This is a genomic window from Vibrio kanaloae (assembly GCF_024347535.1).
Classification (GTDB): domain Bacteria; phylum Pseudomonadota; class Gammaproteobacteria; order Enterobacterales; family Vibrionaceae; genus Vibrio; species Vibrio kanaloae.
This window is the reverse complement of sequence record NZ_AP025497.1, coordinates 182,989-204,325: the sequence shown is the minus strand read 5'-3', so window position 1 is coordinate 204,325 and position 21,337 is coordinate 182,989. Positions and strand designations below refer to the sequence as shown.

Sequence of the window (21,337 nt, the reverse complement as noted above, 5' to 3'; positions counted from 1 at the left end):
GCAGGAGAAACAGTCATGGTTAAACAAACTCAGCTACAAGTAGAAGCGATCCGTAACGGCAGCGTCATTGACCACATCCCTGCTCACCTTGGTATCAAAATCCTTAAATTGTTTAAGCTGCATAAAACAGAACAACGAATCACCATGGGGTTAAACCTGCCATCATCAGCACTCGGCAACAAAGACCTGATCAAGATTGAGAACATCTTTCTGACCAAGGAACAAGCCAACCAATTGGCTCTGTATGCTCCGCAAGCCACAGTCAACCAAATTGAAGAGTACAAAGTAGTCAACAAGCTAACCCTTGTGCTGCCAGAGCAAATCAACAGTGTGTTCGCTTGTCCAAATAGCAACTGTATTTCACACGGTGAACCAGTCGAAAGTAGCTTTAAAGTGCAGCTAAAACACGAAAACGTACAGCTAAAATGTCACTATTGTGAAAAAGTATTCTCTCGCGAGATCATGAGCGAAATTCGCTAACCCTTAGCGCTATTACCTTCGCTACAAAAAACCACTTAATCCTAATGGATATTTATTCTCAACCTGGAATAAATATCCATTCAACCAAAGAATAAAAAACCAAAATAAAAGCAGTTAACCAGAATATTGTTTGGTGATCACCTTCAAAAAGATAACTATCCTTTAGTGTTAGACTTAGTGGATAGATGATCATACATCTCGCATACCCTCCCATATTTACTTCGGGATTCATCGGTAAGCCCTAATTAACAATTGTACTCTACGGCTTTGGGAGTGCGTTCGACGCTATGGACAAGCGATATCCAAACGTTGACCTTAAGGAGTTGTTCATGAACGAAATCACTGAGCACGGTTGCTTGTATTCAGCTGAAGATAAAACACTGACTGCAGCGTGCAAACGCTTGCTACAACAACAAAGCTTCTCGACCCAGAATCAACTGAGAGAGAAACTCGTCGACATTGGCTATATAGGTATTAGTCAATCGACCGTATCTCGTATTTTGTCACAACTCGGCGTTGTAAAAGTTCAAAACGCCTGTGGTAAGAAGGTCTACTGCATAACCATTGAGAGTGCACCTGTACGTGTCGACGCATCCATCTCCTCGCAAATCGAATTAATTACTCACAACCAAGCCATGGTGATAGTAAAGACTCACCCGGGTTGTGCACAGCTGGTCGCAAGATTAGTCGATATCGACCCACATACTGAAATTATCGGTACCGTTGGCGGCAATGACACGGTGCTCATTATTCCAAAAGACACGATGAATATTGATGCTTGCGAACAAGTGGTAAAAGCACGTTTGGGCGTCGCCTAAGCGTCTCACTTACACAAAACTAAACACTTAAATCACATAGCTCCCCTTGGATCGGCAAATCAATGCTTCACTTGTCCAAGGGGATATTTATTTATCGATGAAACTAATCACAAACTATTACGGTCTGATTGAGTTAAGATACCTTCAACTCCATTTTGATGACTAATAGTATGCGACGACTTGCCACATTACTTTTTGTTTGCGTTTCCTTATTCACCCAGCCTGCGTGGGCGCTTTTTGGAAATGACAACGCCGAGCCAAGCTTCGGAGGCAATAACAATGGTTTTGTCCCTGTAGACCAAGCTTTCCCTTTCAATTACTACCAACAAGACGGCCAAGTGCTTCTCGACTGGCAAGTAAAGGAGGGCTACTACCTTTATCAACATAGCCTCTCTTTTAGCGGTCAAAACCTCGCAATCGGCAATGTTAAAATAGAAGATGGCCAACCACACCAAGATGAATTCTTCGGTGAAGTAAGCATTTATACTCAACCGTTATTCGTGCAAGTTCCGCTACAGAGTTACCAAGATGGCTCACAGCTGATCGTTAAGTATCAAGGCTGTGCAGATGCTGGTTTCTGCTATCCACCCGAAACTCGAATCATCGACATTGAGCCATTTACTGCGACGGATTCTGGAGATATGAAAAGCAGTGATGCGCAAAACAGTGATGCCTCGCAAGGTTTTTCTGATGCTGCTGGTGAAGCTGACAATTCAGTACAACCCTCTTCTCCTACGACTGACGCAGCAAGCAATACCACTCAACAAACCAATACTCCCGTTTCAAAAGACGCAGGCTTAGCCGATAAACTCGGTGACAGTTGGTGGACACCATTACTATTCTTAGCGCTCGGTGTTGGTTTAGCCTTTACGCCGTGTGTTCTGCCTATGTATCCAATTCTAACGGGTATCGTTTTAGGTGGTGGCAAGCTCAGCCAAGGTCGTGCGCTGATGCTATCGTTCATCTACGTGCAAGGCATGGCGTTAACCTACACCTTATTGGGTTTAGTGGTTGCCTCTGCGGGTATGCAGTTCCAGGCTGCGATGCAACATCCTTACGTATTAATTGCGTTGAGCATTCTGTTCGTGGCGTTAGCCATGTCGATGTTTGGTGTTTATAACCTGCAACTGCCGAGCAGCATCCAAACTTGGCTCAACAACCAAAGTAACAAGCAACAAGGTGGCAATACCTTGGGTGTGTTCGCGATGGGTGCGATCTCTGGCTTGGTGTGTTCACCTTGTACCACTGCGCCACTGTCGGGTGCGCTGTTGTATGTGGCTCAAAGTGGCGACCTATTTACCGGTGCTATTGCTCTGTATGCCTTAGCGATGGGTATGGGTATCCCGCTGATCTTGGTTGCAGTATTTGGTAATAAACTTCTGCCGAAAGCAGGCAGTTGGATGGACAAGGTGAAGATCGTATTTGGCTTTATCTTGCTGGCAGCTCCAATCTTCTTACTAGAGCGCATTATCCCTGAATTATGGGCAACCGTGCTTTGGTCTGGCCTTGGGTTTATCGCTTTCGGTTGGTTGTACCATAGCAAGAATGCACTGCCATTCGGCGGTTGGAAGCAAAGCGCTGTGGGCATCATCGCGATGCTTGGCCTATTCGCTTCGGCACAGCCTGCATTGAACTATTGGTTTGCGGAGAAGAGCATAACGGTAGAACAACAGCATATCCAATTTGCACGCATCAATACCGTTGAAGAGCTAGAGATCCAACTCATCGAAGCGAAAAAACTGGGCAAGCCAGTAATGCTCGATTTCTACGCCGATTGGTGTGTGGCGTGTAAAGAGTTTGAGAAGTACACCTTCCATCAGGCCGATGTCGAAAACAAACTATCTGACTTCGTGTTGCTTCAGGCCGACGTAACGAGAAACATGCCTCAAGACATTGAATTACTAAAGCAATTACAAGTGCTAGGCTTACCAACCATTGAGTTCTGGGACGGTGAGGGTAACCATGTTCCAAATGCTCGTGTGACCGGCTTTATGCCTGCTGATATATTCCTAAAGCACATTCAAGACCACCAGCTATAAAGCGACGACATTTGTCCATATCTAAGCCCAAACAAAAGCCGCACCGCCCCTCGGTACCGAGATGACAGTGCGGCTTTTTTGCTATTCAGAGTAACACTTTCTTATTCTGGGGATAAAAGTCGATATGGTTCAGACTTTTAATGCATAAATATTGTCCACACACTCAATCGGGATGATAATAAATCTTAACTAAATTGTTAAAAGTATGAACGTCATGGACTCGACCTATACCATCATCATCGCTGATGACCACCCTCTTTTTCGCAACGCCCTGTTTCAGTCAGTTCACATGGCGATCAGTGGAGCAAACCTTCTTGAAGCCGATTCTCTGGATGCCTTGCTGACTTTACTAAAGAAAGAAGATGAGCCCGACCTCTTGTTACTCGATCTTAAAATGCCAGGTGCAAATGGGATGTCAGGTTTAATTCAGTTGCGCGCTGAATACCCAGATTTACCGATTGTCGTGATCTCAGCCAGCGAAGATGCCAGCGTGGTCAGCCAAGTTAAAAGTCATGGTGCTTTTGGCTTTATTCCTAAATCGAGTGATATGCGTGAACTCTTGAGTGCACTCAACCAAGTTCTCAACGGTGATCCATTCTTCCCTGAAGGCCTCATCACTAATAATGCGGCTTGTAGCGACCTTGCAGAAAAACTCTCCACACTGACCCCTCAACAATATAAGGTCTTGGGAATGCTGTCTGATGGTCTACTTAACAAGCAAATTGCCTATGAATTGAATGTATCAGAAGCGACCATAAAAGCACATATGACCGCTATCTTCCGTAAACTGGACGTGAAAAACAGAACTCAAGCAGTTATATTGCTACAAGAAGTCCACAATTAGGCTTCACTAATATCCTTTTCTAAAGTCGTCTTTGGTAAACATAAGCCCAGCTTGACGACTTGATAATCATTGACCTCAGCGACCACCCAATTAATGTCATGCCACTCAAAGCTGTCACCTAATACTGGATATACACCAAGCTCTTGTTCTACTAACTGTTTTAGCGTCATTTCTCGCTCTTCTTCCGAGCCAAGCTCAATACCATACCAATCACTTACCGCAGTAATTGATAAGCTAACATCCAGGAAGAAATCACCAAAAAATCGTGCTGCTTCTTCGGCTAACGGAGCTTCACTGAATAGCTGGCTTAAACTACCTAAGTCTTTATCTTGGCCCAGTACGCACAGAATATCATTGGCCTCTAATACTGTACTGCCCGATGGGTGAAGCAAGACATCTTGTCGAAATAGTGCGGTAATTCGCGTCCCTTCAGGCATAGACAAACGCTTTAAAGGTTCGCCAATACACCACTTTTCGTCTTTCAGCTTGTAAACAAACATCTCCCACTCACTGGTCGGGTAGATCTCAATACCCGTGCGAGAGATAGGTGTCGGCGTTGGTGGTAGAGTCACCTGAGCTAATCGAGCAACTTTCATCAAGCTACCACCTTGAACAATCAACGAAACCATCACCACGAAGAAGGCGATATTGAAATACAGCTGCGCATTTGGCAAACCAGCCATCATCGGGAAAACCGCTAAAATGATCGGCACTGCGCCACGTAAGCCAACCCAAGAAACAAACCAACGCTCTTTGGTGGTAAAGTTTCTGAACGGCAGTAAACCCAACCAAACAGACAGTGGACGAGCAAACAAAATCATACCGAAGGCGAGTGCCAACGCAGGAAGTGCAATGTCCATCAATGTCGATGGCGTAACCAATAACCCAAGCACCAAGAACATCACGATCTGGCTTAACCACGTCATTCCATCAAGAACATTGAGAATAGAGTGTCGAGAGCGAGTCGGGCGATTTCCGATGAACAAACCTACGAGGTAAATCGATAAAATCCCACTGCCGCCGAGCATGTTAGAGAATGCAAACAGAGCAATGCCACCACTGAGCACTAAAATAGAATAAAGACCATCAGCCAGTTGCACTCGATTAATTGATTTCCACAGAACCCAACCACCGCCAATTCCGACAATAATGCCGATACCAAACTGCATTACAAAACTTTTGAGTAGGAAACCTCCCCCCATATCGACATCTGGGTTGCCCAACAGTGCGATTAAAGTCACCGTCAGAAAGACCGCCATTGGATCGTTAGTGCCGGATTCAATCTCTAGTGTTGAACCCACACGCTCATTGAGACTCTGTCCTTTCAACAAAGAAAATACCGCAGCAGCATCGGTTGAACCGACAATCGCTCCGACCAAAATTCCCTGCATAAACGAAAGGTCAAATAACCAAGCTGCCATTAGACCCGTTAAGGTTGCAGTACATGCTACCCCTACTGTTGCCAACGAGAGTGATGGCCAAAAAGCCACTTTGAAACTAGCAACTTTGGTTCTCATACCGCCATCAAGAAGAATTACAGCAAGCGCAAGGTTACTCACCAAGTATGTCAGTGAATAATCATCGAACTTAATGCCACCGAGTCCATCTTCACCCGCCAACATACCAACAAACAGAAATATCAAAAGAATAGGAATGCCCAATCGAGAGGACACTGGTGAGAAAAGCACACTGATGGAGATTAATACTGCACCAGTTAAAAACAAGTGGTTGATAGTTATTGCGTCCAATTCGTTCCCCTAAAGAATACAACACCGTGCTTTAAGCATGTCAAACGTTTGCCGTAAAGCAATGCACGGTCGGTGAACATGCCTTTTTACTATAACAAAATTATATCGTTGTTCATGACATATGCGGGTTCATCGACAATTTATCTGTCATTTCATTGTTAAATTTTCTGACCAACGCACTAATTTAGATTGTTTTGTTAGACCTTTGGCTAATTTAACAACATTGCAACATCACAATTTTCTGCGATTATGGCTTCTCGGTCCCACATTTCAGTACATTAGCGCTAATAGTATCCCGACTAAAGTTGCACAGATCCCTTGACTTATCCTTGCTACATTCTAAACCGTAACATTGCATTAACATATTAATTTATACAGACATGGTTTCTACGAAAACGGAATAAAGGAGAAGGCAATGGCGTTCGAATCTACAGAACATGCTCAAGCCTACTGGAAGGAAAACTTGGGGATTATGGGAACACTGCTCGCGACCTGGTTCGCAGTGTCTTACGGCGCTGGCATCTTATTTGTGGATGCCCTTAACACCGTTCAGTTTGGCGGGTTCAAGCTCGGCTTTTGGTTCGCTCAACAAGGTTCGATATACACCTTCGTTGCGCTGATATTTATTTACGTTGTCCGCATGAACGCGCTCGACAAAAAATACAACGTACAGGAAGACTAGAGGCTAGAACATGGATATTCAAACTTGGACGTTTATTCTCGTCGGTATTACTTTTGCAGTATATATCGGCATCGCAATCTGGGCTCGTGCAGGGTCAACCAGTGAATTCTACGTTGCTGGCGGTGGTGTACACCCGGTAGCAAACGGCATGGCAACTGCCGCTGACTGGATGTCGGCAGCGTCGTTCATCTCAATGGCAGGTATCATCTCATTCGTTGGTTACGACGGTGCGGTTTACCTAATGGGTTGGACAGGTGGTTATGTACTACTGGCGCTATGTTTAGCACCTTACCTACGTAAGTTCGGTCAGTTTACGGTTCCTGATTTTATCGGTGAACGTTACTACTCGAAAACAGCGCGTATGGTCGCGGTATTCTGTGCAATCTTCGTATCATTTACGTACGTTGCCGGCCAAATGCGTGGTGTAGGCGTTGTATTCTCTCGTTTCCTAGAAGTCGACATTAATCTAGGTATCATCATTGGTATGGGTATTGTGTTCTTCTACGCAGTACTGGGTGGCATGAAAGGCATCACTTATACGCAGGTAGCTCAATTCTGTGTCCTCATTTTCGCCTTCCTTGTCCCTGCTATCTTTACTTCAATCATGATGACGGGCAACCCGCTACCACAAGTTGGCATGGGTTCGACGATCACAGGTACTGATGTTTACCTACTTGATAAACTGGATGGCCTCACCGAAGAGCTCGGATTTACCGCCTATACCGAAGGTAACAAGAGCACTGTCGACGTCTTCTTCATCTGTGCGGCGCTAATGGTTGGTACAGCCGGTCTTCCACACGTAATCATTCGTTTCTTCACGGTACCAAAAGTACGTGATGCACGTATCTCAGCGGGTTGGGCTCTACTGTTCATCTCATTGTTATACACAACAGCACCAGGCGTTGCAGCATTCGCTCGTGTAAACATGATCGAGACAATCAACGGCCCAGACATGCAAGGTGTCACCGCAGTAGACGCACCAAGCTGGTACAAAAACTGGGAAAGCACTGGCCTAGTGGGCTGGGAAGACAAGAATGGCGATGGCAAAATGTTCTACTCGGGCGATGAACGAAACGAGATGAATATTAACCGTGACATCATTGTACTGGCTTCTCCAGAGTTAGCGAAACTACCAAACTGGGTTGTAGCACTACTTGCAGCTGGTGGCCTAGCAGCCGCACTATCAACAGCCGCTGGTCTACTATTAGTAATCTCAACGTCGATTTCACATGACTTGTTGAAGAAAGGCTTCAGACCAAACATGACCGACAAGCAGGAGCTATTAGCCGCTCGTTTGGCCGCCATGGTCGCGATTGTGGGTGCCGGTTACTTAGGTATTAATCCACCAGGCTTCGTAGCTCAGGTAGTAGCATTTGCCTTCGGCCTTGCCGCCGCATCCTTCTTCCCTGCCATCATCCTAGGTATCTTCTACAAGAAGATGAACAAGGAAGGCGCGATTGCGGGTATGTTGACGGGTATCGCCTTTACGGCAAGCTACATCATCTACTTCAAGTTCATTAACCCTGCAGCAAGCACACCTGAAAATTGGTGGTTTGGTATCAGCCCTGAAGGCATCGGTACGCTAGGTATGTGTCTAAACTTCGTCGTATCAATTGCAGTGAATAAAGTGACAGCTGAAGTTCCTGAAGATGTACAAGAGATGGTTGAGTCTATCCGCTACCCTAAAGGTGCAGGTGAAGCTCACGACCACTAAGCAGAGATGTTTAGAAAAAATGAATCAGTACTTACATTGTAGGGATTAGGTACTGACTCCAGAAGGCCGATACGTATGTATCGGCTTTTTCTTTTCCCCTTACATTTTATAAAAAGGCAAACAAAGTATAAAAAGACAAACAAAGGGTTGTTTTTAAAAACCCTATTGATAATAATTATCATTAACACCCATTAAAGAGATGCAAATGATGATGAAAGAGCAGCAGGGTCTCTATTCGAGGTTTTACAAAGCACAAGATCGCTTTGCTTCATTAGAACAAGTTCAAGGCCACGAGCCGTTTGTGATTCGAGACTACATCGAGTGTGCGCTTACGCTTTCTACTTATTATGAAAGGCATGCCACCCAAGAAAATACCTTGCTGTGTGAACTGTACCTACGCCAAGTGTTCTTCCATTTAATTGAAGCAATCGAATCACCAGGTCGCAGTTTCACCTTTCGTCATATCTGCCTAGACTCTATTCACGCACCACTATTTTATTTAAAACGCCATTATTGCCAGCAACCACAGGGCCAAGCGCGTTTTTTGAATCTCAGCCAAATACTACAACAAGTCCAAGCGCCACTTGGCTAACAAGGATAGAAGATGACCCAAAAATTTCGGATTGAAAAAGACAGCATGGGCGAAGTTAAAGTCCCTGCTGATGCGCTATACCAAGCACAAACTCAACGTGCTGCGGATAACTTCGCTTTTAGCTCACACAAGATGCCAACCAGCTTTATTCAAGCATTGGCGTTAATTAAACAGGCCGCCGCCGATACTAATGCTCAGTTAGGGTTGCTGGAAGGTGATATTGCCAACGCGATAGCCGAAGCCAGCCAAGAGATCATCGAGGGTAAACACCTCGAGCAATTTCCTATTGATGTCTATCAGACGGGCTCTGGCACCAGTTCCAACATGAATGCCAATGAAGTGATTGCGACACTCGCTTCAAGAAGCCTGCAAGGCGACGTGAACCCCAATGATCACGTAAACATGGGGCAAAGCAGTAATGACGTAGTGCCAACCGCAATCCAAGTCAGTATCGCTCTGATGGCAGAAAATAAGTTGTTGCCGGCATTAACCCACCTTTCTGCAGCACTTACAGTAAAACAACATGAGCTTGCTAAAGTAGTCAAAACCGGCCGTACCCACCTAATGGATGCGATGCCAATAACCTTTGGGCAAGAGCTTGGTGGTTGGAAGTATCAAATTGAACACGCCAAGCAAGCCATTGAAAGCAACTTGCCAGCAATCAAGGCACTTGCCCAAGGTGGCACAGCGGTAGGTACGGGGATCAATGCCGACCCACGCTTTGCCGATAAGTTTGCGAGTAATCTTTCTCAATCGACAAAGATCAGTTTTACCTCAAGTGAAAACTTCTTTTTTAACCTCAGCAGCCAAGACGCGATCGTAGCATTGTCTGGTCAGCTTAAAACGGCAGCCGTTGCGATCATGAAGATCTCCAACGATCTTCGATGGATGAACTCAGGGCCACTGGCCGGCTTGGGTGAAATTGAATTGCAGGCACTACAGCCGGGCTCATCTATCATGCCGGGCAAAGTGAACCCTGTGATTCCAGAAGCCGCTGCAATGGCGGCGGCGCAAGTGATTGGTAACGACACAACCATTACTATCGCAGGCCAATCGGGCAACTTCCAATTGAATGTGATGCTGCCTGTGATTGCTCATAACGTATTAGAAAGTATTGAGCTGCTAGCAAACAGTTCCGTCGCATTGGCTGATAAAGCGATTGCTACCTTCACGGTACGACAAGACAACCTTGATTTAGCGCTTTCAAAGAACCCAATTCTCGTCACGGCACTTAACCCTGTGATTGGTTACTTGAAGGCGGCTGATATTGCTAAAAAGGCTTACAAAGAAGGATTACCGATCCTTGATGTCGCCGAAAGAGAAACCGATCTTAGCCGAGAAGAACTCAGCAAGCTACTTGATCCAACCACACTGACGCAGGGCGGTATTGCCAGCTAGTTAGCAAGCTGATAGGCATTTGCTGAAACTCACTGAAATATCAGAGACAAAAAAGGCCTCATACGAGGCCTTTTCACATCTTGGATGTTAATTTCATTAACTCACACGATTCAATACCGCTCTGAGTTTGAGCGGCTTCACAGGCTTAGCAATAAAACTAAAGCTGTTAGCCTTTATCGCTGCCAACATATCATCGGTTCTATCTGCACTGATGATGACGCCTTCAAAAGAATCTCCAAGGCGTAAACGACACTGTTGTAACACTTCCAGACCCGTTCGATCATTATCGAGACGATAATCCGAGAAGATCACATCTGGCTGCCAATCATTCTCTAGGCACTTCAAGCTTTCGACTAAGTCGACAGCGGTCTTCACTTCACACCCCCAACGGCCTATCAAGTTCTCCATGCCAACTAAGATTTCTCGTTCATTATCGACACATAGTATTTTTAGGTGTTCGATATCGCTAGTGGCCATTGGCGCTGAAACTTGAATAGCCGGAGCCACCTTTTCTGCTCTCGCTAAGGTGATAGAAAAAACGCTGCCTTGCCCCGGCCATGAGCGCATCGATATTTGATGACCGAGTACTTGAGCAATACCTTTAGAGATAGCTAACCCTAAACCCAAACCTTGATCGGCGCGCACTTGGCTACCACGAGTAAACTCTTCAAAGATTTCTTGCTGTTTATCTTCATCAATACCGGTTCCATTATCCCATACATCGATTCGAACCTGACCGTTAACTCGTTTCGCTCCGAGTATCACTTTACCTTCTGGGTTATAACGAAATGCATTGCTCAAAAAATTCTGAATAACACGCCTTAATAACTTCGGATCAGAGTGAATAAATAGCGACGATGGGACCATCTTAAACTCAATTTTCTGCTGCGTGGCTAGGGCGCTAAACTCGGCATTCAAATTGGCTAGTACATCACGCACTGCGATCGCGTGGATGTTGGTTTCTAATTTCCCCGATTCCAATCGAGAGATATCCAGCAGGTCACCAATCAGATCTTCTGCGGCTCCGAGTGCACTCTCGATATGGGACGAAAGCTGCTTCACTTCTTGCTCTTTTGCCATCTCAGAAAGTGACGAAGCGAACAAGCGTGCCGCATTCAATGGCTGCATCAAATCGTGGCTTACTGCCGCGAGAAAACGGCTCTTAGATTGAGATTCTTGATCAGAGATCTGTGTCGCCTTGACCAAGCGATGGTTAAGCTTTTCTAATTCTTGAGTTCGCTCGTGCACTCGCCACTCTAAGGTTTCATTAGCATCTTTTAGCGCTTGTTCTGCTTGTCTAAATACCGTGATGTCGGTAAAGCTCATCACAAAGCCACCACTTGGCATCGGATTACCTTGCACTTCAATGACTCGTCCATCGGGGCGAATACGTGAAGAGGTATGTCGAGTACCTTGTTCAAGGTGATAGACACGACGTCGAACGTGATCTTCTGGGTCACCCGGGCCACATAGACCTTGCTGCGCATTGTGACGAATCACATCTGAAATGGGTCGCCCAACTTGAATCAAGCCTGCAGGGAATTCAAACAGTTCTAAATAACGTTGATTCCACGCCACCAACCTCATTTGTTTATCGATCACTGCGATGCCTTGGCCAATATGTTCAATCGCACCTTGCAATAAGCCACGGCTGAAATCGTACAGCTCAGAGGCTTCATCAACGATAGTCGCGACCTCTTCAAGCTGCATGTTTCTGCCGCGCAAAGCCGAAGTAAGTACTAACTTAGCAGAAGAAGCACCGAACACCCCAGCGAGTACACGCTCTGCATGTCGGATCAGGCTTGCGGGGGCTTGTTGGTTAGGAAGCAGCGGCTGTCCGTGTTGCTGCCAATAACTGTGTAAGGCACTTTTCGCACGCTTTCGGCCCACAAAACGCGACGCCAACATCTCTAATTCAGCCACCGTCACGCGGCTCTGATACAGACTGATGTTCTCATTTTCAGGTAACGGTGTGCCAATAAAAGTGGCTGATTGCAAGCGCTCACTTAGGCTTGGTCTGGTCGATATCGAGACCACCGCGTAGCACAAGGTATTGAGTAAAATGCTCATCACAATTCCCCAGTTTGAGCTGCTGACACCCCAGCTAATGAGCAGTTCAGGGGGCGTGATGATCCACAGTAATAAGTTACTCTCACTATCGCCAGCCAGCATGCTGGTTTGACTCATCAGGGTAATAAGCCAGATCACCGAGCCGACAAGCAACCCCACATAAACACCCTTTCGATTTCCGGGGCGCCAATACAAACCACCAATTAATGCTGGAGCAAACTGAGCAATAGCCGCAAACGAAAGAAACCCGATCGCCGACAGTGAATGAATAGTATCGAGTGCCTGATAAAACGCCCACGCACCAAGTAAAAGCAATAGGATTAATCCGCGACGAATCACCAACAACAAACCAGAAAAATGCTTATGTGTTCTCTGAGTTAGGCGCATACGACGCAACAACAACGGCATCACTAAATCATTAGACACCATGATCGCTAATGCGATAGTCGATACGATCACCATCCCACTCGCAGCTGATGTGCCGCCCAGAAAAGCGAGCAAAGCAATGTGGTTCGCTCCTACCGCCATTGGCACACTTATCACATAGGTATCTGCTGGCATATTGGTGAGTAACCCCTGACCGGCCCAGGCAATGGGTAGTACAAACAACCCCATCAAGATCAAGTAAACCGGAAATAACCAACGTGCTGTGTGTAAATCCTGAGGGCGTTCGTTCTCCACAACCATGGTATGAAACTGACGCGGTAAACAAACAATCGCCAACATGGTCAAAACGGTATGAATGACTAAAGTAGGAATATTGGGGGGTTCATACGTGGATGCCGCAACGTCAAGCAAGTCAATTTTATCGTGACTCATCGCCAGATAAATAATAAACAAGCCGACAATCAAGAATGCCGCAAGCTTAACAATAGATTCAAACGCCACAGCCATCATCATTCCTCGGTGATGTTCTGTGTTATCGATGTGCCGGGTACCAAACAGCATGGTAAAAATGGCCAATGCACCGACCACAAACCAAGAAACGTGATAGTCCTGATAACCAAAATCAGTGGCTAGGTTGGGCGCAACAATATCCAACCCCATGGTAATGCCACGAAGTTGCAGTGCGATATAAGGAAGGATGCCCACCACAGCAATAATAGTGACAGCAACGGCTAAGCCTTGGGATTTTCCGTAACGAGCCGCAATAAAGTCGGCAATAGAAGTGATGTGCTCGCGCTTCGCAATAAGGATCAGCCGAGCTAAGATCCGCCACCCCAACGTAAACACTAAAATGGGGGCGAGATAGATAGGAAGAAAAGACCAAGGATTATCACTCGCCTGCCCGACCGTTCCATAAAACGTCCAAGAGGTACAATACACCGCAATGGAGAGACTATAAATCCATGGGCGCCAACGCGAAAGCCAACGAACCTGTCGGTCTCCATACCAAGCGATCAGAAATAACACGCCCAAGTAGGCTAAAGAGACTGGAATTACTATCCATCCTTGCATTAACAACCCTTTTTCATCCATAAAAAAACCTCTCCATAAGGGAGAGGTTTCATTTAACTAAGGATGCACCATTAACTCAATCGCATCACTTAAATTCTGTGCTTTGGGCTTTAATAATGTACTTCGCCACTAACTTTTTGCTTCAGATTGTTCAGACCCAATTTGATTAACTTCAACAACCGAGCTTCTTTCATCAAGCTTAATAAATAGCGCAAGAGCCCCCATCGCAGCCATACCCCAGAAAATATTAGCCCCCCATAACTCATAGCCCCAGCCACTCAACGTTGTCATTAGAGCAATAAACGCCCCCAATGGAATGGCGTTATAAAGCGCTTGTAAAGCCACCATTTTGTTTTGCTCTTCAGACTGAATGTACTGAATCGCCGCAATATGAGCCATTGCGAATGTCACGCCGTGCAACAGTTGAACCAAAATCAAAGCACCAATTGCCGTAGTCGATGCCGTAATTCCCCAACGAGCCATCACCCCTATTGCCGCGACCACAAAAAGAGTGCGCAGTGACCAACCAGAAAATAAGCGCTTACTTAAAGCAAACACAGCCACCTCTGCGACAACACCTAAGCTCCACAAATAACCGATGATCGCCTCTGAGTGCCCAGCTTCTTTCCAATAAATCGCACTAAAGCTGTAATACGCTGCATGGCTTCCTTGCAACAACGCCATCAAGGCTAAGAATTTCACCACTGACGACTCACGTAGTAAATCACCTAACTTCGGTCGCACCGTTTGTTGCTCAGATTGCGTGACTGGCATCACGTTCGGGTTTCTCATCGCCAACACCAGTGACAACAACACGCCCGCAAGTGCTGTATACAAAATCATATCAGTGCCAAATTCAGCAACCAGATAGCCAACCACTGTAGAGCCCGCGATAAAGGCAATCGAACCCCATAATCGAGTACGTCCATAATCAAGCATTTTTAAGCGGCTGTAATGATTCGCCATGGCGTCAGACAACGGAATAATTGGGCCACAACATAGATTGAATAATACCGTGGCTAGCAACATCAGCAGAAAGCTGCCACCGGTGAAGAAGTGGAAACCGACAAACAAGAGCGCAGCAAAACTCAGACAACGCAGAGCTGGCATTAAGTGCTCCACTTTATGGATGCGCGGCGTAATCACTAGGTTAGCCACACAACGCGTCGCAAAGCCGATACCAATTAAAACCCCAATGTCACCAGCCGAGACGCCTTGGTCTTCAAACCACAACGCCCAAAATGGCAAATAAACACCATAGGCAAAAAAGAAACCAAGGAAATACTGGGAAATCCAACCATAAGGTGAAGGGCTAAACATAAATGACCTATAAAGTGTATGGAAAAAGGCAGCACCAATTATGCCTACCTCGCATACAATGAAAAAGGGAATTATTACTAAGATAGCGTTCCCATATTGACTCAACTCGTCACTTCACTCTCCAACAAAATCATACTTCAACCGAGAACTGCATTTGCGTTTAGACTAAAGTCGTCTGGAGGTTCGCTGGTAATTTGTCAGACTGAAAAGAGATTCCTAATTCTTTCGATGTTTATGCCTGATAAATTTAATATGCAGCACCCACCCTTCGATAGCCTGTCCGATGCAGAACAGCTAACGCTGCGATCATCATTAGATGTGGTTTACTACCGAACACACGAAGTGATATTGGAGGCCGACCGACCAAGTCGTCATTTGCATATTCTTATTAAAGGGGCTGTTGAAGAACGAGCCAGCAGCGATGGGGAAATCTACGCGCACTATGCCAATGACGATATTTTTGATGTCCGTAGTCAGTTTGAGTCTCATACCAAGCACCAATATGTCGCGCTTGAAGATACCTTAAGTTATTTGCTGCCAACCGATGTATTCCTTGATCTTTACCACGCCAACGGCCAATTCGCGGCTTATTTTGATAGCAACCTATCGACCCGAAAAGCACTGATTGAAGCCGCTCAACAGCAACAGAATCTTGCCGAGTTCATACTGACCAAAGTAGACGACTCTATTTATCACCCACCGCTAATATTGGAACCAACCCAGCCGATTAACCAAGTCACTCAAACCCTAAAAGAACAGGGATTAGATTCGGCCTTAGTCCACCTAGATCATCATCAACTCAATACTTTTGGAACATCATCTATTTTCCCGTATGCCATCGTCACTCGGACCAATTTATTGCATGCTGTGATGCTCGACAATCGCCCGCTCGATAGCGCAGTTGGCGAGATAGCAACTTTCCCAGTGTTGCACGTTAACCAAGGTGACTTCTTGTTCAATGCCATGATTACTATGACCAGAAACAAGGTGAAAAGGCTAATGGTTTGTGATGACCAAAATGCTGTTGGTATGTTGGACATGACACAGATTCTCAGTGCGTTCTCGACTCACTCGCACGTGCTGACTTTACGTATCGCGCGAGCCACCAGCATTGAAGAATTGGCAATGGCTTCTAACAAACAGCGTCAACTGGTCGAGAGCTTGCTCAATAATGGGATTCGCACACGCTTTATCATGGAGCTGATTTCTGCTGTTAATGAACAGATCATAGAGAAGGCGTTTGAATTGGTGATCCCACCCGCACTGCATAATCATTGCTGCTTAATCGTGTTGGGTTCGGAAGGCCGTGGAGAACAAATTCTCAAAACCGATCAAGACAACGCGCTAATAATTCAAGATGGCTTGGAGTGGCATCAATGCCAAAGTGCCATGAACGACCTCACTCATACCCTTCAACAATTGGGCTATCCACTCTGCCCTGGCAACGTGATGGTCAACAATCCGAAATGGGTACACTCACAGCAAGAATGGAAACACATCCTCACAAATTGGGTGAAGAAAGCCTCTCCCGATAGCGTGATGGAGGTTGCAATAATGGCGGATGCGCACGCCGTCGCGGGTAATAGAGAATTATTAAAACCGGTGAAACAGCATCTCAGTGATTTAATGCTCGGACAGGAATTAATTCTGACCGAGTTCTGCCGCCCGGCGCTGAACTTCTCGGTTCCCCTCACCCTATTTGGCAATGTGAAGCAATCCAAGTCAGGGCTCGATATCAAACAAGGTGGTATTTTCCCTATCGTGCATGGTGTGAGAGCACTTTGTCTTGAGCATGGTGTCACGGTCAACAACACCTTCGAACGCATTGAGCAACTGGTTAGCAAGAAAGTCCTTGAGCAAAGTACTGCCGATAATCTCAGTGAAGCGCTCAAGCAATTCTTTAAGTGGCGCTTAGCCCAAAGACTTTCTCAGCAGCACAGCAGCAACAAGATCAACGTTAAACTGATGGAGCGAGCAGACAGGGATCTGCTTCGTCATAGCCTGCACGTGGTGAAGAAATTCAAGCAATGGCTCGGCTACCACTATCAGATACGGGATTAGGCGATTGAACGATGAATAGGTTGGTTCGCTATTACTGGCATTACAAGCTCAAAGGCTCTCCGTATCAGCCTCTGTTTGCTGCGCCTGTTATTCATGAATATGTATCACTCGACTGTGAAACCACCAGCCTCGACCCTAATCAGGCGGAATTAGTCACTATTGCAGCGACCAAGATCATCGGTAACCGAATCATTACCAGCCAACCTTTTGAAGTTCGACTACGAGCGCCTCAATCGCTCGATTGCAATTCCATCAAAATCCACCGTATTCGCCATCAAGATCTTAAGCACGGCATTGAAGAAAAACAGGCTTTAATCGAGCTACTGAACTTCATCGGTAATAGACCTTTAGTCGGCTATCACATCCGCTATGATAAAAAGATTCTCGACCGCACCTGTTTAAAACAGCTTGGATTTCCGCTGCCTAACCGATTAGTCGAAGTGAGCCAGCTTTATCAAGACACACTCGAAAGACAGCTGCCTAATGCCTATTTCGATCTCAGTATGGACGCCATCTGTCGTCAGCTCGATTTGCCTATCTCCACCAATAAACATGATGCATTACAAGACGCTATCTCTGCAGCACTGATCTTTATTCGTCTAAAATATGGTGATCTACCTCGCTTCAACTCCTCTTATTCTTAATTCAACTAGTGCATTTCTACATAGAGAGCAATCTCGCAAAAATGAACTTAACTCGCTATTTTTTAAGTAGAAAGCAGCATCTCATCCTAAAGTCTAATTGTGGAAATCGTCGTCCTAGCTGAGAGTGATAACACAGACAGTCCTGTAATAGACTTAGAAACTGAACACAAAGGAAGTTGCCAGTTCATTAGGAATGTAGGCACAAGGAGAGATGCAATGAGTGAAGCCCACGTTTATCCGGTAAAAGAAAATATTAAATCAACCACACACGCGGATAATGACACTTACCTAGCCATGTACCAGCAATCTGTTTCTGACCCTGAAGGCTTTTGGGGTGAACACGGAAAAATCGTTGATTGGATTAAGCCTTTCACACAGGTAAAAAATACCTCTTTCGACCCTGGCCACATTGATATCCGTTGGTTTGAAGATGGCACGCTTAACGTTTCGGCTAACTGTATCGACCGCCATCTTGCTGAGCGCGGTGATGAAGTCGCTATAATCTGGGAAGGCGATGACCCTGCTGATGATAAAACCCTAACCTTTAATGAACTACACAAAGAAGTGTGCCTGTTTTCAAATGCTCTAAAAGAGCAAGGCGTACGTAAGGGTGATGTGGTTTGTTTATACATGCCAATGGTGCCAGAAGCGGCAGTTGCCATGCTGGCGTGTACCCGTATCGGTGCGGTTCACACGGTGGTATTTGGTGGTTTCTCACCAGAAGCACTGTCTGGTCGTATTATCGATTCAAACTCTAAAGTCGTGATCACTGCCGATGAAGGCGTGCGTGGCGGCCGTGCGGTTCCATTGAAGAAAAATGTTGATGAAGCACTAACGAATCCTGAAGTGAAAAACATCGAGAAGGTCATCGTATTCAAGCGCACTGGCGGTGATGTTGCTTGGCATGAACATCGTGATGTGTGGTGGCATGATGCTATCGCAAACGTATCGGCAGATTGCCCACCTGAAGAGATGAACGCAGAAGACCCACTATTCATCCTTTATACGTCAGGCTCTACGGGTAAACCTAAGGGTGTTATGCACACCACAGGTGGCTACCTAGTATATGCAGCAATGACCTTCAAATACGTATTCGATTACCAAGAAGGCGAGACTTTCTGGTGTACTGCGGATGTGGGTTGGATTACCGGTCACACTTACCTTGTTTACGGACCGCTTGCCAATGGTGCAAAAACCATTCTGTTTGAAGGCGTGCCGAACTACCCGAACACTAACCGCATGAGCGAAGTGGTCGATAAGCACCAAGTTAATATTCTTTATACTGCGCCAACTGCAATTCGTGCGCTGATGGCGAAAGGGAACGAAGCCGTAGAAGGCACTTCTCGTGACAGCCTAAGAATCATGGGCTCCGTAGGTGAGCCTATCAACCCAGAAGCGTGGGAGTGGTACTACAAAACGATTGGTAATGAGCAATCTCCAATTGTCGATACTTGGTGGCAAACAGAAACGGGCGGCATCTTAATCGCACCACTACCGGGCGCAACCGATCTAAAACCGGGCTCCGCAACTCGCCCATTCTTCGGTGTGCAACCGGCACTGGTTGATAACATGGGTAATATTATTGAGGGTGCAACCGACGGCAACCTTGTGATTCTTGACTCTTGGCCAGGCCAAATGCGTACTGTCCATGGCGATCATGATCGTTTTGAACAGACTTACTTCTCTACGTTTAAAGGCATGTACTTTACCAGTGATGGTGCTCGTCGTGATGAAGACGGTTACTACTGGATCACTGGCCGTGTCGATGACGTGCTTAACGTATCTGGTCACCGTATGGGTACCGCTGAGATTGAATCGGCTCTAGTGGCGTTCGATAAAATTGCAGAGGCAGCGATTGTAGGTATTCCTCACGATATTAAAGGCCAAGCAATTTATGCTTATATCACCCTTAATGATGGTGAGTTTCCAACTGCGGAGCTACATAAAGAAGTGAAAGATTGGGTACGTAAAGAGATTGGCCCAATCGCAACACCCGACGTCCTGCATTGGACAGACTCTTTGCCAAAAACTCGTTCGGGTAAAATCATGCGCCGTATCCTACGTAAGATAGCCACAGGTGATACGGGTAACTTAGGTGATACTTCGACACTGGCAGATCCAGGTGTGGTAGATAAGCTCATCGCCGAGAAAGCCGAACTGGCATAATCAACCAGTCACACGAGCTAAGTACTGTTTAAAACAGGTTCATTCTAAACCGTCACCTATGTGGCGGTTTTTTTATGGCTGATCTTGATCTCAAATATCCCGCCCCAAATTAAGGCTAAGGCGCTTTTTTGTTAAGTTGGTAACAATTCCATGTTGTATCAATAGGAGATTAGACCAGTAAATTGCTGCGATTTGCGCTGAATTAGCTATAATCTGGTTCTAATTTTTAAATTTGGGTTTTCCTTACTGGAAATTAACCCCAAATTTTCAATAAAATGGCAACATTCACGTTCGTAATCACGATAAAGGAAGATAGCCCCATAATGTCTACAAAGTTTCGCATTCTAGTTTTAAATGGCCCAAACCTTAACCTGTTAGGCCTTCGAGAACCTGCACATTACGGTTCTCAAACACTTGACCAGATTATTAGCTCATTGACCGAGCAAGCGAAAACACATGATGTTGAGCTATCTCACTTACAGTCAAATCGCGAGTATGAACTGATTGAAGCTATCCATAGTGCTTCTCAAAGCGTTGATTTCATTATTATCAACCCAGCCGCCTTTACACATACCAGTGTGGCACTGCGAGATGCACTACTTGGTGTTGCTATCCCATTTATTGAGGTTCACCTATCGAATGTTCACGCGCGTGAACCGTTCCGTCACCACTCTTACCTATCTGATAAAGCAGAAGGTGTGATTTGTGGCTTAGGGGCCCAAGGTTATCAATTTGCTTTGACCGCTGCGCTCAGCAAGCTCAACTCAAAGTAAACATAAACAACGAACTATACTAACCTACTCAGTCATCGAGTAAGTTCAATTAACAGATAAAGAGAAAGATACAATGGATATTCGCAAAATCAAAAAGCTAATCGAATTGGTTGAAGAGTCTGGTATTTCTGAACTAGAAATCTCTGAAGGTGAAGAGTCAGTACGAATCAGCCGTAACAGCACAGCTCCTGTCGCACCTGTTCAATATGCAGCAGCTCCTGCACCTGTAGCGGCTCCAGCTCCTGCAGCGGTACCTGTAGCAGTGGAAGCAGCAGCTCCTGCGGCTCCAACTGGTCACCAAGTTCTTTCTCCAATGGTCGGTACTTTCTACGGTGCTCCAAGCCCAGATGCAAAACCATTCGTTAAGGTTGGTCAATCTGTAACGGCTGGCGAAACCCTATGTATCGTTGAAGCAATGAAAATGATGAACCAAATCGAAGCTGATAAGTCTGGTATTGTGACAGCGATTCTAGTTGAAGATGGTCAACCAGTAGAATTCGACCAAGCTCTAGTAATTATCGAATAATAGA

16 protein-coding genes are annotated in these 21,337 nt (G+C 45.8%); 13 read left to right on the top strand and 3 right to left on the bottom strand.

The annotated features are described in order from the left end of the window. The first annotated feature begins 15 nt into the window (after nucleotides 1-15). From pyrI to OCV24_RS00910, 4 genes are all read left to right on the top strand, one after another. Nucleotides 16-480: an aspartate carbamoyltransferase regulatory subunit gene (pyrI, locus tag OCV24_RS00925; RefSeq protein WP_004729721.1), complete on the top strand. Its 465-nt coding sequence runs from the start codon at nucleotides 16-18 to the stop codon at nucleotides 478-480. Between the two features lie 329 nt (nucleotides 481-809). Further along, on the top strand, nucleotides 810-1,298 hold the full coding sequence (locus OCV24_RS00920) for an arginine repressor (RefSeq protein ID WP_150878738.1): 489 nt from the start codon (nucleotides 810-812) through the stop codon (nucleotides 1,296-1,298). A gap of 170 nt (nucleotides 1,299-1,468) precedes the next feature. Next, the gene (locus OCV24_RS00915) at nucleotides 1,469-3,337 is read left to right on the top strand and encodes a protein-disulfide reductase DsbD (protein WP_150878736.1); all 1,869 of its coding nucleotides are present in this window, start codon (nucleotides 1,469-1,471) and stop codon (nucleotides 3,335-3,337) included. 214 nt (nucleotides 3,338-3,551) lie between these two features. After that, nucleotides 3,552-4,181 (top strand): response regulator transcription factor, encoded by a 630-nt coding sequence (locus OCV24_RS00910; protein ID WP_046225019.1) that lies wholly within the window; start codon nucleotides 3,552-3,554, stop codon nucleotides 4,179-4,181. Here the strand turns inward: OCV24_RS00910 and OCV24_RS00905 are convergent. After that, nucleotides 4,178-5,929, bottom strand: coding sequence for a potassium/proton antiporter (locus tag OCV24_RS00905; RefSeq protein WP_017055888.1), 1,752 nt, complete (start codon nucleotides 5,927-5,929; stop codon nucleotides 4,178-4,180). The two genes, OCV24_RS00910 and OCV24_RS00905, sit on opposite strands and share 4 nt — an antisense overlap. 415 nt (nucleotides 5,930-6,344) lie before the next feature. Here OCV24_RS00905 and OCV24_RS00900 point away from each other — a divergent pair, with 415 nt between their 5' ends. The 4 genes from OCV24_RS00900 (at nucleotide 6,345) to OCV24_RS00885 (ending at nucleotide 10,315) form a co-directional block, all read left to right on the top strand. Next, nucleotides 6,345-6,611 carry a DUF4212 domain-containing protein gene (locus OCV24_RS00900; protein WP_017055889.1) on the top strand — a complete coding sequence of 89 codons (267 nt, stop codon included), beginning with the start codon at nucleotides 6,345-6,347 and terminating at the stop codon, nucleotides 6,609-6,611. A 10-nt stretch (nucleotides 6,612-6,621) separates the two neighbouring features. Then, nucleotides 6,622-8,325, top strand: coding sequence for a sodium:solute symporter family protein (locus OCV24_RS00895; RefSeq protein WP_017055890.1), 1,704 nt, complete (start codon nucleotides 6,622-6,624; stop codon nucleotides 8,323-8,325). Nucleotides 8,326-8,530: 205 nt separating this feature from the next. Further along, nucleotides 8,531-8,917 (top strand): hypothetical protein, encoded by a 387-nt coding sequence (locus OCV24_RS00890; RefSeq protein ID WP_082710361.1) that lies wholly within the window; start codon nucleotides 8,531-8,533, stop codon nucleotides 8,915-8,917. Between the two features lie 12 nt (nucleotides 8,918-8,929). Further along, the gene (locus OCV24_RS00885; protein ID WP_017055892.1) at nucleotides 8,930-10,315 is read left to right on the top strand and encodes a class II fumarate hydratase; all 1,386 of its coding nucleotides are present in this window, start codon (nucleotides 8,930-8,932) and stop codon (nucleotides 10,313-10,315) included. Between the two features lie 96 nt (nucleotides 10,316-10,411). On the opposite strand, the gene OCV24_RS00880 is transcribed toward OCV24_RS00885, so the two are convergent. Continuing rightward, nucleotides 10,412-13,843 (bottom strand): hybrid sensor histidine kinase/response regulator, encoded by a 3,432-nt coding sequence (locus OCV24_RS00880; protein WP_167514271.1) that lies wholly within the window; start codon nucleotides 13,841-13,843, stop codon nucleotides 10,412-10,414. A 129-nt stretch (nucleotides 13,844-13,972) separates the two neighbouring features. Next, a complete protein-coding gene (locus OCV24_RS00875) occupies nucleotides 13,973-15,163 on the bottom strand; it encodes a 3-phenylpropionate MFS transporter (RefSeq protein WP_017055894.1) in 1,191 nt (396 codons plus the stop codon). Between the two features lie 228 nt (nucleotides 15,164-15,391). Here OCV24_RS00875 and OCV24_RS00870 point away from each other — a divergent pair, with 228 nt between their 5' ends. From OCV24_RS00870 to accB, 5 genes are all read left to right on the top strand, one after another. Next, nucleotides 15,392-17,224 carry a DUF294 nucleotidyltransferase-like domain-containing protein gene (locus tag OCV24_RS00870; protein WP_136997929.1) on the top strand — a complete coding sequence of 611 codons (1,833 nt, stop codon included), beginning with the start codon at nucleotides 15,392-15,394 and terminating at the stop codon, nucleotides 17,222-17,224. A gap of 11 nt (nucleotides 17,225-17,235) precedes the next feature. Beyond that, nucleotides 17,236-17,868, top strand: coding sequence for a 3'-5' exonuclease (locus OCV24_RS00865; protein ID WP_150878732.1), 633 nt, complete (start codon nucleotides 17,236-17,238; stop codon nucleotides 17,866-17,868). 216 nt (nucleotides 17,869-18,084) lie between these two features. Then, nucleotides 18,085-20,034, top strand: a complete 1,950-nt coding sequence (acs, locus tag OCV24_RS00860) for an acetate--CoA ligase (RefSeq protein WP_017055897.1) — start codon at nucleotides 18,085-18,087, stop codon at nucleotides 20,032-20,034. 323 nt (nucleotides 20,035-20,357) lie between these two features. Next, nucleotides 20,358-20,807 (top strand): type II 3-dehydroquinate dehydratase, encoded by a 450-nt coding sequence (gene aroQ / locus OCV24_RS00855; RefSeq protein ID WP_017055898.1) that lies wholly within the window; start codon nucleotides 20,358-20,360, stop codon nucleotides 20,805-20,807. Between the two features lie 73 nt (nucleotides 20,808-20,880). Further along, nucleotides 20,881-21,333, top strand: coding sequence for an acetyl-CoA carboxylase biotin carboxyl carrier protein (gene accB, locus OCV24_RS00850; RefSeq protein ID WP_017055899.1), 453 nt, complete (start codon nucleotides 20,881-20,883; stop codon nucleotides 21,331-21,333). The last annotated feature ends 4 nt before the right edge of the window (nucleotides 21,334-21,337 follow it).